Origin of the sequence: Rheinheimera sp. MMS21-TC3, from assembly GCF_032229285.1 — a bacterium.
Taxonomy (GTDB): Bacteria; Pseudomonadota; Gammaproteobacteria; order Enterobacterales; family Alteromonadaceae; genus Alishewanella.
In genome coordinates, this window is sequence record NZ_CP135084.1 from 194,832 (window position 1) to 215,354 (window position 20,523).

Genomic DNA, 20,523 nt, shown 5'->3' on the forward strand with positions numbered 1-20,523 from the left:
ATATTAAGCTTCGGCGGCGGCAATAATTGCTTTTGCCTGCGCCGGATCAAATTCTGCTGAGCTAACCTTTAAATAACAGCGTTGCTCTGTCAGTAATAATGTTACTTCTTGTACACCCGTTAAGGCGCTAAGTTGTGCTGCAAGTTGCTGTGCTGCTAATTCAGTTTCTACTGCTACGGCTAACGATAAACGCTGCGCACGCTCTGGAATAATCAGTGTACTGGCAACCAGTAACCAAAGTAAACCAATAACCGCTAACACTATAAACAGTGCTTGATTACCGTACTGCTGCACTACAGCACCACCGATTAGGCCACCTAAAAAAGCACCAAAAAACTGGCTACTTGAATAAATTCCCATAGCACTACCACGCTGCCCAGCAGGCGCAATGCGTGATACTAAAGCAGGCAAACTTGCTTCTAAAAAGTTAAAGCCTATAAAGAACAGCAGCATGCCAAGCACTAAGCCAATAAAATTAGCCAGCAATAATACGCTAAGCATAGCAGCTATTAGTAAGGCAATTGCCACTAAAAAGAAGCCTTTTTCTTGCGCCTTACGCATAGCAATAATCATCATGGGTAGCATTAAAACAAAAGAGCCAACTAAAATAGGCAGGTAAAATTGCCAATGCTTAACTGAGGATAAACCGGTGTTAGTTAATAATTGTGGTAAAGCAACAAAGATAGCGGTTAGCATTAAATGCAATAACATAACACCCAGATCTAATTGCACTAATTGACGATGCTTTAACATGGCTTTTAAGCTTTGCGGTAAGGCTAAGGTTTCAGCCGTTGGCGCTTTTTGCACACTTTTAGGCACCACAAACCACACCAGTGCCATAGCAACTAACGCTAGCAAAGCAGTAAACCAAAATACACCGCTAAGCCCAGCCCAACGGGCAACTAGTGGCCCTAAAATCATGGCTACCGCAAAAGATAAACCGATACAAACACCAATAATCGCCATCACTTTCGGCCGCTGTTCTTCTCGGGTTAAGTCTGCTGCTAGTGCTAATACTGCGCCAGCTATAGCGCCACCGCCTTGTAAAATACGGCCTAAGGTCACCATATATACAGAGTCGGCTAAGGCAGCAACCACCGAACCCAGTGCAAATAACATTAAGCCGCCCAGCATCACTTTATGCCGGCCAATGCGATCAGACAGCCAGCCCATAGGTATTTGCAAAATAGCTTGCGTTAAACCATAAGCGCCAATGGCTAGGCCAATCCATAGTGGTGAAAAGCCGGCTAACTCACTGCCATAAAGGGCAAAAACAGGTAGCAACATAAATAACCCCAGCATACGGCTAGAGAATACTAAGGCTAGGGCAACGGCGGCGCGTTTTTCAACAGAGTTTAATTGCTGCATTGGCTTACTTTAACGCTTTGACATGATAATAAATAGGCGGCGAGTGTAACATAAAATGGCTCTGCATTAAGCGCTGTTTCGTTAAGCTAACCGCTATTGCTGCTTTAAAAACGTTTCTAAATAATGAAAAGCTAACTTTACAACCAATTTAGTTGCCGTAGCTAAAATAGGTGTATATTTTTACAGTTTATACTGGGTTGTGCTTAAATAAAAGCTACAGATCTGTAATAATGCTTTTTGCGTATAAAAGCGAAACTTGAAATAAGGCTATAATGAAAACAATTGATATTCGTGGTGCCCGTACCCACAACTTAAAAAATATTTCATTGGTTATTCCGCGTGATAAATTAATTGTTATTACCGGTTTATCCGGCTCGGGTAAGTCTTCTTTAGCATTCGACACTTTATACGCTGAAGGCCAACGACGCTATGTTGAGTCTTTATCTGCTTATGCTCGGCAATTTTTAAGCTTAATGGAAAAGCCTGACGTTGATCATATAGAAGGCTTATCACCGGCTATTTCAATAGAGCAAAAGTCAACATCGCATAACCCGCGCTCTACTGTTGGCACTATCACCGAAATTTACGATTACTTAAGGCTGTTATTTGCCCGTGTTGGCGAGCCACGCTGCCCAACCCATAATTCACCTTTAGCCGCCCAAACCATTAGCGAGATGGTAGATAAAGCTACTGCTTTTGATAACGACACTAAATTAATGGTTTTAGCGCCCGTAGTTCAAGATCGCAAAGGTGAGCATGTTAAGCTTTTAGAAAGCTTGGCAGCACAAGGCTATATTCGCGCCCGTATTGATGGCGAAGTTTGTGATTTATCTGATCCGCCAACATTAGACTTACACAAAAAGCACACTATTGAAGTTGTTATTGACCGAATAAAAGTACGTGACGACGTAAAATTGCGCTTAGCTGAGTCTTTTGAAACGGCATTAGCTCTTTCTGGCGGCATAGCAAAAGTGGCATTAATGGATGACCCTGACGCCGAAGAGCTTATTTTCTCTGCTAACTTTGCCTGCCCAACTTGCGGTTATTCAATGACCGAATTAGAGCCGAGAATGTTCTCGTTTAATAACCCAGCTGGCGCCTGCCAAAGCTGTGATGGCTTAGGGGTAAAGCAATACTTCGATCCAAATAAAGTAATTGTTAGTGACGAATTAAGTTTAGCTGGCGGGGCTATTCGTGGTTGGGATAAGCGTAACTTTTATTACTTTCAAATGCTAAAGTCATTAGCAGAGCACTATAAATTTGAATTAGATGTTCCCTTTAACAGCCTAACTAAAGCGCAAAAAGCAGCCATTTTACAAGGCAGTGGCCATAAGGTTATCGAGTTTAAATACCTTAATGATCGCGGCGATATTGTTGTGCGCAGCCATCCTTTTGAAGGCATATTGCCTAATATGGAGCGGCGTTATCGTGAAACTGAGTCTAACTCGGTACGCGAAGAATTAAGTAAATACTTAGCTAGCCAGCCTTGCCCTAGCTGTAGCGGTACGCGTTTACGTGAAGAAGCCCGTCATGTTTTTATTGGCCAAACTAACTTGCCAAATATTGTTGAGTTATCAATAGGCGACTGTATGAACTTCTTCCAGCAACTAAGCTTGCAGGGGCAAAAGGCTAAAATTGCCGAAAAGGTATTAAAAGAAATTCAAGACAGGCTAAGTTTTTTAGTTAATGTTGGCTTAAATTACTTAAACCTATCGCGCAGTGCTGAAACCTTATCTGGCGGCGAAGCCCAACGTATTAGGCTAGCCAGCCAAATTGGCGCTGGTTTAGTGGGGGTAATGTATGTATTAGATGAACCCTCTATTGGCTTACATCAACGCGATAATGATCGTTTATTGGCCACATTGCGCCACTTACGCGACTTAGGTAACACTGTTATTGTGGTTGAACACGACGAAGATGCCGTACGCTTGGCAGACCATATTATTGATATTGGTCCTGGTGCTGGTGTTCATGGCGGTCAAGTTGTTGCTCAAGGCACATTACAACAAATAATGGCTGAGCCTGAATCGTTAACAGGCCAGTATTTATCGGGTGCTCGCGAAATAGCTATTCCAAAACAGCGCACGGCTGTTGGCGATAAATGGTTAAAAGTGCTTGGCGCAACGGGCAATAACTTAAAAAATGTCGACCTAGCCATTCCTTTTGGCTTAATGACCTGTATTACGGGTGTTTCTGGCTCAGGTAAGTCGACTTTAATTAATGATACGCTATTTAGGGTTGCCCACAGGGCGCTAAACAAAGGCGAAGGCGCCGATCCTGCTCCGCATGAAAACATTACCGGTTTAGACCACTTTGATAAAGTAATCGATATCAACCAAAGCCCTATTGGTCGCACGCCACGCTCAAACGCCGCTACTTATACTGGCATTTTTACCGGTGTTAGGGAGCTATTTGCCGGCACGCAAGAAGCGCGTTCTCGTGGCTATAAAATTGGCCGCTTTAGCTTTAACGTTAAAGGAGGCCGCTGTGAAGCCTGCCAAGGCGATGGCATGATAAAAGTAGAAATGCACTTTTTACCCGACGTTTATGTTCCTTGCGATGTCTGCCATAGCAAACGATATAACCGCGAAACCTTAGAAATTAAGTATAAAGGGAAAAACATTCACCAAGTATTAGATATGACTGTAGAAGAAGCTTTAGAGTATTTTGCTGCCATACCGGCAATTAAGCGTAAGTTACAAACTCTAATGGATGTTGGCTTAAGTTATATTAAATTAGGCCAATCGGCTACCACCTTATCTGGCGGTGAAGCACAACGGGTTAAATTAGCGCGTGAACTTAGCAAACGCGATACTGGTAAAACCTTATATATTTTAGATGAACCAACCACCGGCCTGCATTTTTACGATATTCAGCAGCTATTAAATGTGTTGCACCGCTTACGCGACCACGGTAACACTATAGTGGTTATAGAGCACAATTTAGACGTAGTGAAAACCGCTGACTGGATTGTTGACTTAGGCCCAGAAGGCGGTAGCGGCGGCGGCGAGATTTTAGTTGCCGGCACACCAGAGCAAGTAGCTGACTGCGAAAAATCTTATACTGGTCATTACTTAAAACCGCTATTAGCATAACAATAAAGTTGCCTTACTCTTAACAGGGTAAAGTAAGTGTTAGATACTACAGCCCAAGCCAGCTAGTAAAGGTACTAGTTCGGCTTTGGCTAGTTTTTAACTGAACATTTAACGGCGTTAAATAAACACTCAGAGTATTTTTACAGTAACGGACTAACTTATCTATATAAGCCGCTTGCACCATTTCACTGCGATTAATTCGCATAAATTTGTCAGGATCTAGCAAGCCCTCAACAGCCGCTAACGAGCTATAAGGTAAATAATGCCGCTTACCACTTTGATCAAACGCCATAATTAAACCACCATCTGCCTGTATATATACGATATCGGCCACATCTAAAAAGTAAATTTGTTGCTGGTGACGTATAGGAATACGAACTAAATACTCTGGTTTAGCACTGGCTCCCGGCAATGTTTTCAATAAGGTTTGTAACTGCTCAAGTGTATTGTCTGTTGATTTATTGGCCGTTAAAGTACGAAATTTCTGCCATGCTTGTGCTAAATTAGTTAGATTATATGGCTTAAGTAAATAGGCAATGCCAAAAGAATCAAAGGCAGGCAGCATAAAACGGTCATAAGCTGTAATAAAAATTAGTGGACAAGCAGGTGCATTGTGTTGATTGCAGCTGAAAACATTGCCATCACTGAGTTCTATGTCTGAGAAAATCAAATCTGGCTGTATTGATTGCTGTTTAAGTTGGACAAAATAGGCATCCACTTCTGCAACACTGGTTAATTCAGCCAGCACAGTTATTGGATCTGCAAGTTGCTGCAATAATCGTTGTAGTTTACTTCTGGCTAAGGGTTCGTCTTCAATAATTACGACATTAAACATGGCGTACTCTCGGTCACTATAGGCACGCTGACATTAAACAGCTTGCCATCATTGGTTATGTTTAAATCTTGGCCGGTTAAAAATTGCAATTGCCGAGATAAATTACTCAAGCCAATGCCATTACTCACTTGAGGCGTTATTTTAGGTCGCAATGGATTGCTTACTTCAATCGAATCAGGTTTAAGCGTTATTGTTATTTCTACCGGCATCTTAGCGCTCCCCTGATTATGACAAAATACATTTTCTAATAACACCTGCAATGTAAAAGGTGGAATAGTACCTAATGCCTTCTTTGCTGCATCTTTTATTGTTAAATAATAGCCAGCGCCAAGTCTGCCTTGCATCAAGTTAAAGTAATGTTCCGCAAATTCAACTTCTTGCGATACAGCTATTAATTGCTGCTGTGAATTTTGTAACGATAACCTATATAAACCAGCAAAATGGTGTAAATACTCACTAGCTTGTTCTGGGTTTTGACAAATAAGCTCATCTAAAGTATTTAGCGAGTTAAAAATAAAATGCGGATTTAACTGTGCCTTCAATTGCTGAATTTTAAGTTGGGTTAGCTGCTGGTTATAATCATTTAACTGATTCCGATACAGGTTGAGCTGTTGGTAATGGTAATAAGCTAAGTAAATACTAGTATAAAGTAATACATCAACAATATTACTTAAATTGTTTGCAAGTAATGTTGGACCATTAAAGTTACGCTGTACGGTATTAAATATCAGCGCTATAACCAAAGATATACTATTAGTTAGTGCTAGGTATAACACTAACGTCATCAGTGCTATTGCACTATAGCGCCAAATAGTAACAGTTAACTTAGTGTTAATAGTCAGTCGATTTATCCAATACCGGACCACTACAAAAATAACCAATGCAAAACAAAACTGTACTAACGGCCCTTCTGGTGTAAAGGTGTACCACGACACCATACCCGCTTTTATACGTTCTGCTACAACCGTAAAGTAGCTGAACAAAAAAATTAAAACTAAAAACTTACGGTCTAATTGCAAATAATCTAATAAGCGCTGAAACATAAATTATCGTATCCAGAATAAAAGCAAAGCGCATTTAGCGCTTCGCTTATATTGAACTTACATTACTCAATGGCACTAAGCGTACGAGTAACTTCACCTTTAGCATTAAGAAACTCTAACTTTACATTATCCTGCTCATCAACATAAAACATCGCGCGCGGTGAGCCATCTTTAGCAAACAAGAATAAACCATTGTTCTTCTCACCTGTTTTACCTAGTAAGACGCGTGTTGCTCCGCCAATTAAACCTTTTTCTTCATATTCAGCCGCCTTTTTACGCCGCTCCGTAATATCGGTAATTTGTGATAATTCGCGCATAATATCACGCACCCCTTGTTGAGTTTCAAACTCTGGACGGTCGTTAAATGCCAAACCTGAACTTAAGCGTCTTTTATCGCCACGACGCTGATCAACCGTTAATAACTGCATAACTTGATCGCCGTCATACTTATCAAATGTTAGTGACATGCCAGCGCTATGTCCTGTCTCGGTTTTAGAGCCATCATATATAAAGCCACCGGCCTCAATACCATCTTCATTAAAAAACAACATACCTGAGCGTTTTTTTCGATCTTCATTGAGCACTCGCCCATTTACTTGTTCTGTTGTTGGAAAGCGAGCAGCATTGGTTATCAACATTTTTACTGTGCCATCAGCCTCAACAACATTCAGTCGCTGCACTGTTAAGGTTTCAAAATTACCATCATTTTTTGCTTTCATACCTGTGGTAACAATAACAACCGACAAAGCCAAACAAGCTAAAACCGCTCCACGTAAAACTTTAATCTCTTGATTTATATTCATAATACTTACTCTACTTGGGTTTAAGTTAAAACAAGTATTTATTAATTTTTGCGCCGCAACCACCCTTGTTTGACGAACTAAGGAAGGCCGCTGTTAAACCAAGGAAAACAGCGGCTAAAACAACTGGCAACTACAGTTTTCGAAAACATCTAGCGGCAACAAAGGCGAGTAATAGTGTCGTTGCGACTAAAATACTAAGGTGGTAAAACACGTTAGCTCCCTGATCCTGAGCTATAACTTTCAACCCTAACTGGGATAAATGAAAGCTAGGCCATATCCAAGCTAATTTTTGCAACCATAACGGTAATAAAAACAAGGGCAGCCATAAGCCAGATAAAAATGCCATAGGTAGATATAACAAGTTAACTACACCTGGCGCAGCTTTATCTGACAAACTTAATCCTAATAGCAACCCTAACAATGCAAAGGGCACTGTACCTATCAGCATAATTATTGCCAGCAATAACCATTGCCAAGGCTGTAACGCCACATTACCGAAAAGAATCCCTACGCTAAATAACAGCAGCAGGATGACCGCAGAGAAGACTAAACTGGTACTGAGTTTAGCGATTAAATAAGCACTAACTGGCATCGGAGATAGTTGTTTTAGCGTTAACCAACCATGGGCCCTATCACTGGCTATACCGGCGGCAAAATTAAACAGTGCCGGTCCCATAATGCCAAAACAACTATAGGTCACCAATAGATAATCGCTGGCATTACCTGAATTAAAAAACACCCCAAACAATAAATAAAACATTAACGGAAACACTAAGGCGGGCAACACAAAACTTGGCGTACGCATAATACTTATTAAGTCGTATCTAGCCTCTTTGTAATACAAGGTTAAACTACTCATGCTGGTTCCTCGCTGTTAGTTAACTGTATGAATGCTTGCTCTAGCGCCACCGCTGTTAATTCCAGTTCGCTAACTCTAGGATCAGCCTGCAATAACGCCTGCACAGTTTGCTCTGCTGCCTCTGTGCGCAAACTCACCCGCTTATCTTGTCGCTCTAGCTGTAAAACTGCTGGCAAGGCCATTAACTGCTGATCAGATAACGCAGTGCGACATCTTATTTGCTTGCTACTAATTTGTGCCGTTAATTGGGCAGGGCTGCCACTCGCAATAATATTACCCTGCTGTAGAACCAGCACTTTATCGGCTAGCTGCTCAGCTTCTTGCAAATAATGGGTGGTTAAGACAATACTGACTCCGCTCGCTTTAAGCTCTGTAATTTGTTGCCACAAAGCCCGACGTGCTTGCACATCCATACCTAAAGTAGGTTCATCTAAAAACAATAACTTAGGCTTGCCAGCTAGGGCTAAAGCAAATAATAATCGTTGTTTTTGGCCTCCAGATAAACGACCAAAATGACTATTAGCCTGCGCAGTTAGCCCTGAAACATTAAGCAAATCAGCTACAGATCGGCCATTAGCATAGTAGCTACTAAATAAATCACACTGCTCATGTACCTTAAGGTTCGCATTAGCACCCCCTACTTGCATCATTACTCCTAGTTGTTGACGCAGCTGGGCCGAACGCTTAGTGCCTTGTTGTAATTGGCCTAACAAACTAACTTCACCAGCAGTCGCGGCGGTTAGCCCTAAAATAGTTGCAATAAGTGTTGTTTTACCCGCACCATTAGGCCCAAGTATTGCCAGCACTTCGCCGGCAGCAACATTAAATGACAAGGAGTTTAAAACCGTTTTAGCGCCATAGCGTTTAACTAAATTGGCCACCTGTAATGTGGGCGAGTGTAAGTCCGTCATACTTCCCCCTATTAGCCTTGATAATGCTTAGCTAAAAACAGACTAAGCTGCTGATTTAACCAGTCTGGCGCATCTGCCATAATAAAATGGCGAGAATCTGGCGCATAAACAGCCTTATGATAAGCCGCTGGAGCATTTCTCAGTTGATTCTCGTAATTGGTTTGCACTTGTTCGGGGCTGCTATAAGGGGCGCCATTTAATAAAGCACCCAATGTTAAAACGGGTACTCTTATATTGCTAAGCTGCGGCCGAATATCTTGTTGCATTAACTCACCCATCACTCTGCCACTAGTTATGCCATCCGAGCGGTACATATCGGCAACAATCTGTTGCTGCCATTGGCTATTACTGGTCATGGTTTTAGCTAAGGCCATAGGGTTAAATGCTTCAGCTGGCATCTCAGCGGATTGAGATTTAGCTTGCTTAAATAGCTCACCTAGTGCAGGTAAACCATCAACATTTATCGCACCGCCTATTTGCTCAGAATGATTAGCCGCCAACGACAAAGCTAAAAAGCCACCTAACGAATGGCCAATAATAATAGGTTTTTCCAGTTTGTTTTTTGCAATATAGGCTAAAATTGCTTGTTGTTGAGTGGCTAAGTAGCCTTGAGACCATTGCTCCGCAGTTAGCGGGGCGACACCGGCAAATCCAGCTAGGGTTAAAACATGCAGCTGATAATTATCTTTTAATGCCTCTACTGTACTTTGCCAAACACTACCTGATGAGGCTACCCCCGGAATAAGTAATATTGCAGGGCCTTGACCGTATACTTGTACAGAAAAACACTGACAACTTGCTTGCACCTGCTTAACAGCCGCCGCTGCAGTAACTTCAGTGTTGGCTGTAGCCGTGTTAACCTGCAACAAAGCAGCTGTTGCTATTAACATTACCGTATTAAAGGTTTTTAATGTTGTTTTTAATTTGGTTTTTAATGTTGTTTGCATAACAGTTCCTATTCATTTAATGGCTGCCATTCAGCTACCAACAGGCTAACCTAATAGAATCAATAAGATCGCAAACAAATGTCACCGTTTTAACATGACAGTTGTCATTAAAAAAACTGACAAAAAACACTAAGAAAGCTTCTCTTTATATAAGAAACTACTAACTCAGAATACGTCACTAGGTGAAATATGCAGGCTGAAACACATCAAGGTATTTACACAAAAACTGAACAGAAATTTGCGTGGATATATCTAATTAATTTAATTTTTTACTTTCTGCCATTATTTGTAGCAAGCTTTAAATGGTGGCAATACTTAAGCATGGCAGCTGCATTAGGCATATTTTTATTCTGTTACTTTAAAGCTTACCGCAGTAAATTTTCTGCTATGCATAAACCCATACTGGGCATAATAATTATCGCCAGTCTTATTACCCCTATTAATCCAGGCTCAATCAGCATGTTTGCTTATGCCGGTTTCTTTATTGCGCTGGCTTTTCCTCTTCGCCAATACATATTGTATATCAGTACATTAGCACTATTACTGGTGTTATTAGACTTCTGCTACACCCTGCACTGGCCGTACTTTTTAACTATGGGTATTCCTATACTTTTAGGTGTTAGCTTTTTTGGCCGCGTTGAGCGCCAGCGTTTATTTCATCAGCAACGTGAACAAAGAAGCGCAGATGAAATTAGCCAATTAGCAACGACTGTAGAGCGTGAACGTATTGCACGTGACTTACATGATATTTTAGGCCATACCTTATCTAGCATCGCGCTTAAGGCTGATTTAGCAATCAAGCTTTTAGATAATCAGCAGCCCGATGCCGTTCGTGTACAGCTAACCGAACTAAGCCAAATTGCCCGAGATAGCTTATCGCAAGTACGGCAAAGCGTGTCTGGCTATAAACATCATGGCTTAAGCGCTGAAGTAAGTAAGCTTTTGGCTAGACTGCGTGACGGTGGTTTTAATGCCGAATTACAAGGCAGAGTACCCGCGCTTGATCCTCGTAGCGAAACAGCCCTTATTTTGGTGCTAACTGAATTAGTGACAAATGTGCTGCGCCATAGCAATGGCGATAGCTGCCAACTTAGTTTTGGCCAAAAAAATAATAATTTAATTATTAGTCTGTATGACAATGGCCAAGCCGAAAACCTAACCGCCGGTAATGGTATAAAGGGTATTAAAGAGCGCTTAGCCGCGCTTAATGCGAACATTAATTTTTGTTTAACCAGTGGCTATAAAGCTACGATTAACTTGCCACTGCCCCTTGGAAATTTAGAATGAAGTTATTACTTGCAGAAGATCAAGCCATGGTGCGCGGTGCCTTAGCAGCATTATTAAACCTAGAGCAAGATTATGAGGTTAGCCAAGCTATCGATGGCGACCAAGCTTTAGCGCTGCTAAAGCAACAGCCTTTTGATTTACTGCTAACCGATATTGAAATGCCAGGGCTAACGGGTATTGAGCTTGCAACTTATGCCAAAAAACATCTACCCAACACTAAAGTAGTAGTTATTACTACCTTTGGCCGTGCTGGCTATATCAAGCGGGCTTTAGATGCTGGTGTGAGTGGTTTTTTATTAAAAGATGCACCTATCGACCAACTTAGCGCGGCATTAAAGCAAGTACAGGCGGGTAAAAGAGTGTTTGATAGCGATTTAGTACTGCAAGCGCTTGGCGAACAAGATCCTCTAAGCGACAAAGAACGTCGTGCGCTGCGCTTAGCCGCGGAGGGTAAAAGCACGGCTGATATTGCTGCCACTTTATATATAGCAGAAGGCACTGCGCGTAATTACTTATCAGAAGCCATTAGTAAGCTGCACGCAACTAACAGAATAGATGCAGCCCGCATTGCCCGACAAAAAGGCTGGTTGTAAAGCTGCCCATATAATGAGTATGGCACTTGAACTTCAGCAAGTTTGTGTCTCGCTTTTACGGTTTAAATATAATTCTAAAGCAGCTACCTAGCGTAGCCTTGGGCAATTTGCTTGATGCACTGCTTAACTTATCATTTGCCACATACTGTAACTACGCATCCTGTGCATGTAGTAATGCTCGAGATAAACTTAAGCCTATGCCTGATCCCTTCTGTTTAGTGGTAAAGAACGGAATAAATATCTGCTGGGCAACTTGTTCGCTAATACCGGGGCCACTATCAATAATATCTAACTGCCAAAGTTGCTGGCTATTGTGCTGTAAGTTAATCGTTAGCTGCTTTTGTTCTACCTCTAACATAGCATCAATAGCATTTTGCAATAAATTAATTATAACTTGCTCTATTAGTGCCTCATCTAACCACAGCTTCACCTGAGACGGCATCATCAGTTGTACTTCAATAGCTTGTCGTTGTAATGCATCTCGCTGTAATACTAAACAGCTATTGATCACAGAGACTAAATCTATCTGCTGCAGACGGGGTTGCACCTGTTGACTAAGCTGGTTAAATGATGAAATAAAAGCGGTTAAATGCTGACCTCGGCGTAAAATCGTCGCTAATCCGTCGCTTAAATCAGCATGTAACTCTGGGTTTATTACCTCACCAGCTGCTGGCAAAATATGTTGGCAACTTTGCGCTAATGATGCCATTGGTGTAACTGAGTTAGCTATTTCGTGCGTCAGTACCTGAGTCATTTTCTGGTAAGCCTGCACTTCTTGTTGTAATAGCGCCTGATCAATACTTTGAAGTGTAACAAGCTTACGCACCTGCCCAGCAATACGAGTACAAACAATACTCAGCGCTAAACGGTCGGCATACCCCCGTTGTTGCCACTGTAACTGGCCCTGATAATGGCTATTAGTGTGCTGCAAAATAAGCTCAAGCTGCTGTAAATTAGCTTGAGCAAACTGACCTTTTTGCAAGTGCTGCCACTGCGCCACTGATAATAACCGTTGTGCTGCCGGATTTGCTTGCAACAATTTACCGTCGTCTGCAAACTCCAGCACCGCAATATCTAATTGGCTCAACAGAGTTTGCAAATACTGTGCTTTAGCTTCAGCTTGACACCGACTTTCACTCAGCTGCTGCTGCACTTCTGTTAATAAATTTTGTAAGCGCGGCTGATCGCGTAATGCTAATGACGGGTCTTGATTAGCTAACGCCTTTAATACCAAGATGCTTTGCTGCTGCTGTTTTTGACTATGTCGCCAAATTAATCCTGCTATTAACGCCGTAACGAGTATTAACAAAACGCCTAAGGCCGAAGGACCTTTTAACCAAAGGCTACCCGTCCATAATAGCAACAGGCTATAACTGCTTAACAACATAAAAAACTGCATATTAAAGCCCGTACTTCTCTAAGCGCCGATATAAAGCACCACGGGTTAATCCCAGCGCTTTTGCTGTCTGGCTTACATTCCCCTGAAAATACTGTAAAGCTTGGCGAATTGTTTTTTCTTCAACTAGCTCTAACATAAAATCAGTATCTACCCGGTCAGCTTTAGCCGTTTCAGTTAATCTTGCTTCCTGCTCCAAGTCACTGTGTAACTGACTAAAGTCTAGCTGCCCTTGTTCAGCAAGGACAACCGCGCGCTCAACTGCATGCGCTAACTGCCGCACATTACCCGGCCAATCATATCGCTGCAGTAAACGCAGATCGCTACTACTGATCTGTAAGCCTGTACGTCGATAACGCTGACTATAATGCTCTAAATACCAGTGTAATAGCGGAGCTATATCTTCTTTTCTTTCTCGTAATGGCGGTAAGGTTATTTCTACCGTATTTATTCTATACAATAAGTCTTGGCGAAATGCGCCATTAGCTACCGCCTGATGTAAATCTTCATTAGTTGCACAAATTAAACGAATATCAACCGGAACCGGCTGGCTTGAGCCCACTGGTACTACAGTTCGGTTTTGCAATGCAGCTAATAGTTTAGTCTGCTCTGGCAATGCTAAGTTTGCCAGCTCATCCAAAAATAAAGTGCCACCACTCGCCTCAACAAAGCGCCCAGCGTTATCGGCTTTAGCATCGGTAAAAGCACCTTTTTTATGGCCAAAAAGCTCGCTAGCCAACAGGCTACTATTTAAGCTGCCCATATCGACACTTATCATAGGCGCTGTTGCTCGCAGTGAAGCTTGATGAATAGTTTGGGCGAGCAAAGTTTTACCCGTACCACTTTCACCCAACAATAAAATATTCGCATCCGTTTTGGCTACTTTTTCAATAGTAGCTAACACTTGCTGCATAGCAGGGCTAGCCGCCAAAAGTGAAATACTATCTTGTATGGCTGGATTGGAGCTCATCGAGCTATTAACTGTTGTAGCAGACGCGGCGGCTTTTGCCGCTGAAAGTGCTGAATGAGTAGCGTCTTGTAATGCCTGTAATAACTGCTCATTTTGCCAAGGTTTGGCAATAAAGTTAACTGCGCCTAACTGCATGGCCCGCACTGCTATAGGCAGCGCAGCATAGGCTGTCATCATTACGACTTTTAAGTCGGGTTGTACTTTAAGCGCCTGCTGTAAATAGAGTAATCCTTCTTCGCCACTTTGAGTATCACGACTAAAGTTCATATCTAGCAGCAATATATCAATAGGTAGGCTGTGTAGCGTACTGACTAATTACGCCGGATCTTGCAAAGTAGTTATCTGAGCAAAGTGTTGCTTCAAAAAGATACGGCTAGCGATAAGAATATCCTGATTATCATCCAACACTAGCACATGAAATGGCTGCTTCATCGAGTAAACCCTTGATTATAATCACTGCACCCTACCGAAAAGGCTATAACTTGGCAATAAGCTTTCAAACCCTGCCACTCAAGTAATTTACAAAGTGTCCACTTATGGACACACCTGTGTACCACCAGCGAACACTTTCTAACACATAAAACAATAAGTAACTGATATTAAACAAGTTTTAAGTTGGCATGCTCATTGCTATTTATAAAAGAAATGCGAATTTTAGGAGTGAACAATGGATAAAAAACTCAAGCGCTCAACGCAACAGCGCTTACTAAAACCGGCTCTGATTGCCATAGCTCTTGGTGTATTGATTTGGACTAGCATTGCTTGGCAAAGTAATGCTGCTACATCGATACTATTACCTATTAGCTCAGTGAGTACCGCCGTAGTAAAACAACAAGTTTTGCAAGAAAGTATTGCCTTGCGTGCCAATGTGATACCGCAAAAAACCGTATTTTTAGATGTTATTGAAGGCGGCCGCGTAGAAGAAAAGCTAGCCGAGCAAGGACAATATGTTGTTAAGGGACAGCCATTAGTCAAGCTTAGTAACACCGCATTACAGCTAGATTTAATTAGCCGCGAAGCACAAGTAACCGAACAAATGAATTTTCTACGCAATACCCAAATGACTATTGAAACCAACCGACTAAATCTTAAGCGGGATGTGCTAGATATTGAGCATCAAATACAAACCCTAAAACGTAATTTAAGCCAAACCGAGCCCTTAGTAAAAACGGGTGTACTAGCAAAGGAGAGTCTGCTTAACATTCAGCAAGATCTAAGCTATCAGCTACAACGACTTGAACTAACACAACAGCAACAGCAGCAAGAAGAAAACATTCGTCAGCAGCAACTTAGCCAGTTAAGTGACAGCGTGTTAATGCTAACAAAGAATCTAGAGTTTGCCCGCCAAAATGTGCAGAATTTATTGGTTCGTGCCCCAATCAGCGGTTATTTAAGTGAGTTTAATGTTGAAGCGGGTGAGTCTAGATCACCTGGCAGTCGAATGGGTCAAATTGATAAACCTGATCATTACAAGTTAGTTGCTAGTGTCGATGAGTTTTATTTAAATCGGGTTAATTTAGGTATGCAGGCAACAGCCATGCTAAATCAGCAGCAAATCTCCCTTACGGTTAGCCGTATTGACAGCCGAGTGATTAATAATCAGTTTCAACTGGAGTTCGACTTACCTGAAGTAACAGAGATCAAGCGTGGCCAGTCAGTAAATATTACTTTGCAGTTAGAGCAGCAACAACAAACTGCATTAGTGCTACCTCAGGGGGCTTACTTAGCCGATAGCGCAGGTAAATTTGTGTATGTATTAAACAGCGAAACCTTAGAAATAAAATATAAGGGTAAAAACATCCACCAAGTATTAGATATGACAGTAGAAGAAGCCCTAGAGTATTTCGCTGCCATACCAGCTATGAAGCGTAAACTGCAAACCTTGTTAGATGTTGGCTTAAGTTATATTAAATTAGGCCAATCGGCTACCACCTTATCTGGCGGTGAAGCGCAGCGGGTTAAATTAGCGCGTGAGCTAAGCAAGCGCGATACCGGTAAAACCTTATATATTTTAGATGAACCAACAACAGGGCTGCATTTTTACGATATTCAGCAGCTATTAAATGTGTTGCACCGCTTGCGCGATCACGGTAACACTATAGTGGTTATAGAGCACAATTTAGACGTAGTGAAAACGGCTGACTGGATTGTTGACTTAGGCCCAGAAGGCGGTAGCGGCGGCGGTGAAATTTTAGTTGCCGGCACACCCGAGCAAGTAGCTGACTGTGAAAAATCTTACACTGGTCATTACTTAAAGCCGCTTTTGGTATAACAGATTAATTATTAACTATAAATTTTGTATAAAACCAGCCAACGCTATGGTAGAAGATTTTTGAGCTAAAGCAAACTCTAATTTTACTGCCATAGCGCCAGCTAAACTTAGCCGGTTTAAGGTAATTGCAACTGACTAAACAACCAATCTAATGCCTGCTTTATTGTTTTAGGCTGCTGTACTGACACCAAATGATCGCTATCATGTAGCTCTATATACTGACCATTCGATAAAGAAGCTTGCTCTGCGCTCCAAGCACTACCTTCTTGTTGCCATAATTGTAAAGCGGCCATTAGTTCTGGTTCATCTTGAGCTTGATTAATTTGTTGTTGTTCAAAATCACTATCAATTACACTAACGGGTATTGTCGACACCATAGGTAAACTGGCATAGCCATCTAGATCTTCAATATAATTAGCTATCTCTATTGCTCGAGCTTGCTGCTGTGGAATAAGTAGTCGCCGCTGTATAATCTGCTCAAAATAACTCCAATCTACCTGCACATTATACGCCGCAGCAAGTTGCTTTAGTTCACTGTACTCTATATCTAACTTATCTTTTGTTCGCCCAGTCCAGTTGCCCTCGGCGATAAAGGGAACTAACTCAGCTAAATTGGCTTGATACCAGTTGGCAGGATAGCCTTGATACAAACTTAATGAGTGCGCTAGCGGGATGTCTGGATCAATATATACCATAGCTTTAATATCAAACTGTTGTTGGTATTTCTGATAAAACCAACGGGCACTTATACTACCGCTGGAAAAGGCGACTAACATTAGCTGTGTCTCTTCTAGTTGCTGCAATACCAAAGCTAAGTCATCAGAGAACCGATGGTAAGAAACATTATTGGCGCTAGAACTAAAGGCATTGCCTAATCTATCTATACTATAAACTCGATATTGCTGTGCCAATAAAGGTTGCAGGGCAGCAAACCAAGCACTATCACTATGATAGTTATAATTAGGCCCGGCCAATAACACAACAGCTGGGCCAGGATTATTTAAGCCCATCGCCCTAACATGAAATTGGCCCTGTTCAGTTACAACGAGTTGCGAATATTCTGGTAGCTCAGCTTGCGATAATGTTGAAAAAAAATGTAAAATTTGACCCGACGTATCAAACCCATTAAAACGCCAATTGTGGCCACCATTAACAGCAGTATACAAATGAAATTTTTGTGTGCCGTTATTATACTTGAGAATATTTACCTTTTTTTCAGCAGATACTTCATATAGTGGGTATGGCAAGCGGCCATGTTTATTGGCATGCAAAACAATAGCATCTGGCGAGCTAATTAACCCAAAGTTACTATGCACTAAGCCATGATAAGGTAGAACCGTATCATCCTCACCATGCACCATCATCACCGACACTGCCTCCTCAGGTGCACAGCTTTCAGCTAATTGCACTGACATTGAACCTGCAACTACAGCAACAGCTTTAAAAACCTCACTTCTATTACAAGCTAGATTCTGAGTAAATAATCCACCCTGAGAAAAACCGGCTGCGTAAATTTCGCCTTCAGATATTTGATGCTGTTTTTTAATATCGGCAATGACTGCATCAACAAAACCTAAATCATTAGCATTTTTTCTATGTGCTATATTGCATTCACAACCTTCATCCCATTCCACTTCTTTAGAGTTTGGGTAAGCGACAATATATTCATTACTATATTGCTCAAACCTTGCAACGCTGCCCATTTCAAGAGCATTACCGCCAGAGCCATGAAACACTAGCAGCAATTTGTATTTATTTTCGGCCTGATAATCTGCGGGCAACTTTAATAGGTAACTGCGCTCTGCTAGCTTAATCAGTTCAGATGAAACCTCTGCGTCTATTGTTTCAACCTTGCCACTACTACTCTCGCAAGCAGATAATAAAACACAAAACACCATAGTGCTTATAATCATCTGGGCAAATTTCATTATTGGCTGTAGTTTCATATAACTTTCCTGTTAACATTGATTTACGCATTAGCTTACTAAAATCAACATTGTCATGTCTTGGTCTTTACCATGATGATTATCTCATCATAATATGATGAAAAGCTTACTAGGAAGTAAATGAATAAATCTGCCCCTTTTGATCCTGCTGTGCAATGGCAATTAGGTGAAATAATTTTTGATAGCCGTACTCGGCAACTTAGCTATGGCAATAAGCAGCTTTACCTAGAACCTAGACAGCACCAACTTTTGCTCTGCTTACTTAGCAACCCAGAGTTACCTACTAGTCGTAGCCAATTAATTCAAACGGTATGGCAAGGTAGAATAGTCAGTGATGGCGCAATCAATCGTGCAGTATCCATGCTGCGTAAAGCCTTTACAGTTTTAGATCCAAATGTAGACTATATTACGACTATTCCTAAACTAGGCTATCAACTAGTCGCTCATGTTCAAACCATCACAGTAAACAACTCTGACCAAGCTGTTTGTAATCTAATACCATCCTCTCCTCGCTCAGGCTATAGAAGATTAGTGTTGCCAATTACATTACTTATACTGCTATCTTGTTTCTTACTCTGGTATAAAACTCAATCGCTCTTTATACCGCTGAGCACAGGTAATGCTATACCCCATACTAGTTTTAACGGTTATGAAAGCCAGTTAAGCAGCAATATTCAAGGTTTAACACTGCTATATCAGCGTCAAGCAGCTAACGGCAACAATCAAATTTGGCTAAACAGCCTTACCGATAATCATCACTATGCTTTAACGCCTGACAATGAAAACAGTCAATCTGCAGCCTTAAGTCCAGATGGCAGCCAATTTGCTTATGTTCGGTACAAGGGGGCAGACTGTGAAATTATTTTGCAAGCACTAGATGAAGCCGCTTCTAATCGTGTATTGCATCAATGTTTACCAGATAACAAGCCTTTAATTAGCTGGCACAAAGATAGTAATTTTTTATATTTTCGACAAAGGCAAGATAAAACCCACCCCTACCATTTGTATCAACTTAGTATAGCTAGTGGTGCTTTACATCAACTAACTTTGTTAGCAACTGATTATACTGGGCAAGGTGATATTGCTTTAGCTGCCTCACCATTCCAGCAGTTAATTGCAGCGGTTCGCTATCAATCTGAAGAAGCCAGTGAAGTACTGCTATTAGATAGTAACAACCAAACAATCCACTCTGAAATAATTCCTATTCGGGCTAAAACTTTGGCTTGGTACAATCAAACAACTTTGTTACTCAGTGCTGGTCAAACTTTATATCAATATCACTTAGACACTTCACAGCTTAAGCCACTATATCATGCTGCCAATCCTATTAACTCCTTTGTTGTTATTAACAATACTTTATATTTTGCCAGCACTGAGCTTAGCGCTAATGTTTGGCAAAAAAACGATGCTAACCCTGCTGCAGTGCGGATTGACAGCTCTAGACTAGATACGATGCCACGGTTATCAAATGATGCTAAACAATTAGCTTTTCTTAGCGATCGGCAAGGTCATCGACAGATATGGCTGCAAGATGCTAAAGGCAATGAGCAGCTATTGAGCGAGCTACCTGGTCAACCGGCTTTTGTTCGGCTTGAGTGGTCACAGAATGATCAGCAGCTACTCTTTAGCAAAGACGGTGCTATTTATAGTGTCCAGATTGCTAGCGGCAGATTAACAACATTATTAACTGCAGATAAACAAGCAACAGTGGCAAACTTTGGAAGTGATGAAAATAGTATCATTTATAGTAGCCAGCGTAGTGGTGATTGGCAGCTATGGTTATATGATCTGAGAAATAAAACTGAGCAGCAACTAACAGAGCAAGGGGGCTATAGTGGTCGTATCTGGCAGAACAGATTATATTTTACTAAGTATCATCAAGATGGTATTTGGTTTAAAGAGCTAGGCTCTGGTGAAGAACAAATTTTGCTAGCTTCTATTGATAAGATAAACTGGCTGAACTGGGATATTGATCAAGACCAATTATATTATTATGTACCGCAACAAGGTATCTACGGTTTAGATCTAGCATCTAGCAAGGTTACTTTGCTACTAGCTGAACCTAGCAGATTTGTCCGTCACTTTAGTGTCCGTCAAGGAAAAATCGTTTATATCCGTCACAGTGAGTTGCAAGGAGATATTTATCGTTTGCCGCTCAAAGTGACTGAATAAGCTGCAGAAGATAAAAGTACCGCCGA

Annotated in this window: 14 protein-coding genes and 3 pseudogenes; 6 read left to right on the forward strand and 11 right to left on the reverse strand. The window is 41.4% G+C overall.

Going from position 1 to position 20,523, the window contains the following annotated elements; genetic code table 11:
* Positions 1 to 3: 3 nt before the first annotated feature.
* Positions 4 to 1,368 carry an MFS transporter gene (locus RDV63_RS01170; RefSeq protein ID WP_313907711.1) on the reverse strand — a complete coding sequence of 455 codons (1,365 nt, stop codon included), beginning with the start codon at positions 1,366 to 1,368 and terminating at the stop codon, positions 4 to 6.
* Positions 1,369 to 1,640: 272 nt separating this feature from the next.
* On the opposite strand from RDV63_RS01170, the gene uvrA reads away from it, so the two are divergent.
* A complete protein-coding gene (gene uvrA / locus RDV63_RS01175) occupies positions 1,641 to 4,463 on the forward strand; it encodes an excinuclease ABC subunit UvrA (RefSeq protein ID WP_313907712.1) in 2,823 nt (940 codons plus the stop codon).
* Between the two features lie 46 nt (positions 4,464 to 4,509).
* Here uvrA and RDV63_RS01180 read toward each other — a convergent pair whose 3' ends face one another.
* From RDV63_RS01180 to RDV63_RS01205, 6 genes are all read right to left on the reverse strand, one after another.
* Positions 4,510 to 5,298 carry a LytTR family DNA-binding domain-containing protein gene (locus tag RDV63_RS01180; protein ID WP_313907713.1) on the reverse strand — a complete coding sequence of 263 codons (789 nt, stop codon included), beginning with the start codon at positions 5,296 to 5,298 and terminating at the stop codon, positions 4,510 to 4,512.
* Positions 5,283 to 6,341 (reverse strand): sensor histidine kinase, encoded by a 1,059-nt coding sequence (locus RDV63_RS01185; RefSeq protein WP_313907714.1) that lies wholly within the window; start codon positions 6,339 to 6,341, stop codon positions 5,283 to 5,285. The genes RDV63_RS01180 and RDV63_RS01185 overlap by 16 nt, the downstream gene beginning before the upstream one ends.
* 62 nt (positions 6,342 to 6,403) lie before the next feature.
* A complete protein-coding gene (locus RDV63_RS01190) occupies positions 6,404 to 7,144 on the reverse strand; it encodes a hypothetical protein (RefSeq protein ID WP_313907715.1) in 741 nt (246 codons plus the stop codon).
* A 130-nt stretch (positions 7,145 to 7,274) separates the two neighbouring features.
* Complete coding sequence (locus RDV63_RS01195; protein ID WP_313907716.1) at positions 7,275 to 8,003, reverse strand: ABC transporter permease; 729 nt, start codon at positions 8,001 to 8,003, stop codon at positions 7,275 to 7,277.
* Positions 8,000 to 8,914: an ABC transporter ATP-binding protein gene (locus RDV63_RS01200; protein WP_313907717.1), complete on the reverse strand. Its 915-nt coding sequence runs from the start codon at positions 8,912 to 8,914 to the stop codon at positions 8,000 to 8,002. Before RDV63_RS01200 ends, RDV63_RS01195 begins: the two co-directional genes overlap by 4 nt.
* Before the next feature lie 11 nt (positions 8,915 to 8,925).
* Positions 8,926 to 9,861 (reverse strand): alpha/beta hydrolase, encoded by a 936-nt coding sequence (locus RDV63_RS01205; RefSeq protein ID WP_313907718.1) that lies wholly within the window; start codon positions 9,859 to 9,861, stop codon positions 8,926 to 8,928.
* 189 nt (positions 9,862 to 10,050) lie between these two features.
* Here RDV63_RS01205 and RDV63_RS01210 point away from each other — a divergent pair, with 189 nt between their 5' ends.
* Both RDV63_RS01210 and RDV63_RS01215 read left to right on the forward strand, forming a co-directional pair.
* On the forward strand, positions 10,051 to 11,148 hold the full coding sequence (locus tag RDV63_RS01210; protein ID WP_313907719.1) for a sensor histidine kinase: 1,098 nt from the start codon (positions 10,051 to 10,053) through the stop codon (positions 11,146 to 11,148).
* Positions 11,145 to 11,741, forward strand: a complete 597-nt coding sequence (locus RDV63_RS01215; protein WP_313907720.1) for a response regulator transcription factor — start codon at positions 11,145 to 11,147, stop codon at positions 11,739 to 11,741. The genes RDV63_RS01210 and RDV63_RS01215 overlap by 4 nt, the downstream gene beginning before the upstream one ends.
* A gap of 151 nt (positions 11,742 to 11,892) precedes the next feature.
* Here RDV63_RS01215 and RDV63_RS01220 read toward each other — a convergent pair whose 3' ends face one another.
* The 3 genes and pseudogenes from RDV63_RS01220 to RDV63_RS01230 all read right to left on the reverse strand — a co-directional run.
* Entirely contained in the window at positions 11,893 to 13,140 is a 1,248-nt protein-coding gene (locus RDV63_RS01220; protein WP_313907721.1) for a sensor histidine kinase, read from the reverse strand.
* Between the two features lies 1 nt (position 13,141).
* Positions 13,142 to 14,107 (reverse strand): sigma-54 dependent transcriptional regulator, encoded by a 966-nt coding sequence (locus RDV63_RS01225; RefSeq protein ID WP_313910372.1) that lies wholly within the window; start codon positions 14,105 to 14,107, stop codon positions 13,142 to 13,144.
* Positions 14,108 to 14,188: 81 nt separating this feature from the next.
* Positions 14,189 to 14,404 (reverse strand): annotated as a pseudogene (locus RDV63_RS01230) (response regulator); the annotation flags it as partial.
* A 763-nt stretch (positions 14,405 to 15,167) separates the two neighbouring features.
* Here RDV63_RS01230 and RDV63_RS15230 point away from each other — a divergent pair.
* Positions 15,168 to 15,728 (forward strand): annotated as a pseudogene (locus RDV63_RS15230) (HlyD family efflux transporter periplasmic adaptor subunit); the annotation flags it as partial.
* Between the two features lie 138 nt (positions 15,729 to 15,866).
* A pseudogene (locus RDV63_RS01240) lies at positions 15,867 to 16,379 on the forward strand (ATP-binding cassette domain-containing protein); the annotation flags it as partial.
* Between the two features lie 116 nt (positions 16,380 to 16,495).
* On the opposite strand, the gene RDV63_RS01245 reads toward RDV63_RS01240, so the two are convergent.
* Complete coding sequence (locus RDV63_RS01245; protein WP_313907722.1) at positions 16,496 to 18,325, reverse strand: alpha/beta fold hydrolase; 1,830 nt, start codon at positions 18,323 to 18,325, stop codon at positions 16,496 to 16,498.
* A gap of 120 nt (positions 18,326 to 18,445) precedes the next feature.
* Here RDV63_RS01245 and RDV63_RS01250 point away from each other — a divergent pair, with 120 nt between their 5' ends.
* Positions 18,446 to 20,497, forward strand: coding sequence for a winged helix-turn-helix domain-containing protein (locus RDV63_RS01250; RefSeq protein ID WP_313907723.1), 2,052 nt, complete (start codon positions 18,446 to 18,448; stop codon positions 20,495 to 20,497).
* Positions 20,498 to 20,523: the final 26 nt, after the last annotated feature.

Coding starts and splice junctions, on each gene's coding strand:
- RDV63_RS01170 (WP_313907711.1), bottom strand. CDS start 1,368: ATGCAGCAATTAAACTCTGTTGAAAAACGCGCCGCCGTTGCCCTAGCC.
- uvrA (WP_313907712.1), top strand. CDS start 1,641: ATGAAAACAATTGATATTCGTGGTGCCCGTACCCACAACTTAAAAAAT.
- RDV63_RS01180 (WP_313907713.1), bottom strand. CDS start 5,298: ATGTTTAATGTCGTAATTATTGAAGACGAACCCTTAGCCAGAAGTAAA.
- RDV63_RS01185 (WP_313907714.1), bottom strand. CDS start 6,341: ATGTTTCAGCGCTTATTAGATTATTTGCAATTAGACCGTAAGTTTTTA.
- RDV63_RS01190 (WP_313907715.1), bottom strand. CDS start 7,144: ATGAATATAAATCAAGAGATTAAAGTTTTACGTGGAGCGGTTTTAGCT.
- RDV63_RS01195 (WP_313907716.1), bottom strand. CDS start 8,003: ATGAGTAGTTTAACCTTGTATTACAAAGAGGCTAGATACGACTTAATA.
- RDV63_RS01200 (WP_313907717.1), bottom strand. CDS start 8,914: ATGACGGACTTACACTCGCCCACATTACAGGTGGCCAATTTAGTTAAA.
- RDV63_RS01205 (WP_313907718.1), bottom strand. CDS start 9,861: ATGCAAACAACATTAAAAACCAAATTAAAAACAACATTAAAAACCTTT.
- RDV63_RS01210 (WP_313907719.1), top strand. CDS start 10,051: ATGCAGGCTGAAACACATCAAGGTATTTACACAAAAACTGAACAGAAA.
- RDV63_RS01215 (WP_313907720.1), top strand. CDS start 11,145: ATGAAGTTATTACTTGCAGAAGATCAAGCCATGGTGCGCGGTGCCTTA.
- RDV63_RS01220 (WP_313907721.1), bottom strand. CDS start 13,140: ATGCAGTTTTTTATGTTGTTAAGCAGTTATAGCCTGTTGCTATTATGG.
- RDV63_RS01225 (WP_313910372.1), bottom strand. CDS start 14,107: ATGAGCTCCAATCCAGCCATACAAGATAGTATTTCACTTTTGGCGGCT.
- RDV63_RS01245 (WP_313907722.1), bottom strand. CDS start 18,325: ATGAAACTACAGCCAATAATGAAATTTGCCCAGATGATTATAAGCACT.
- RDV63_RS01250 (WP_313907723.1), top strand. CDS start 18,446: ATGAATAAATCTGCCCCTTTTGATCCTGCTGTGCAATGGCAATTAGGT.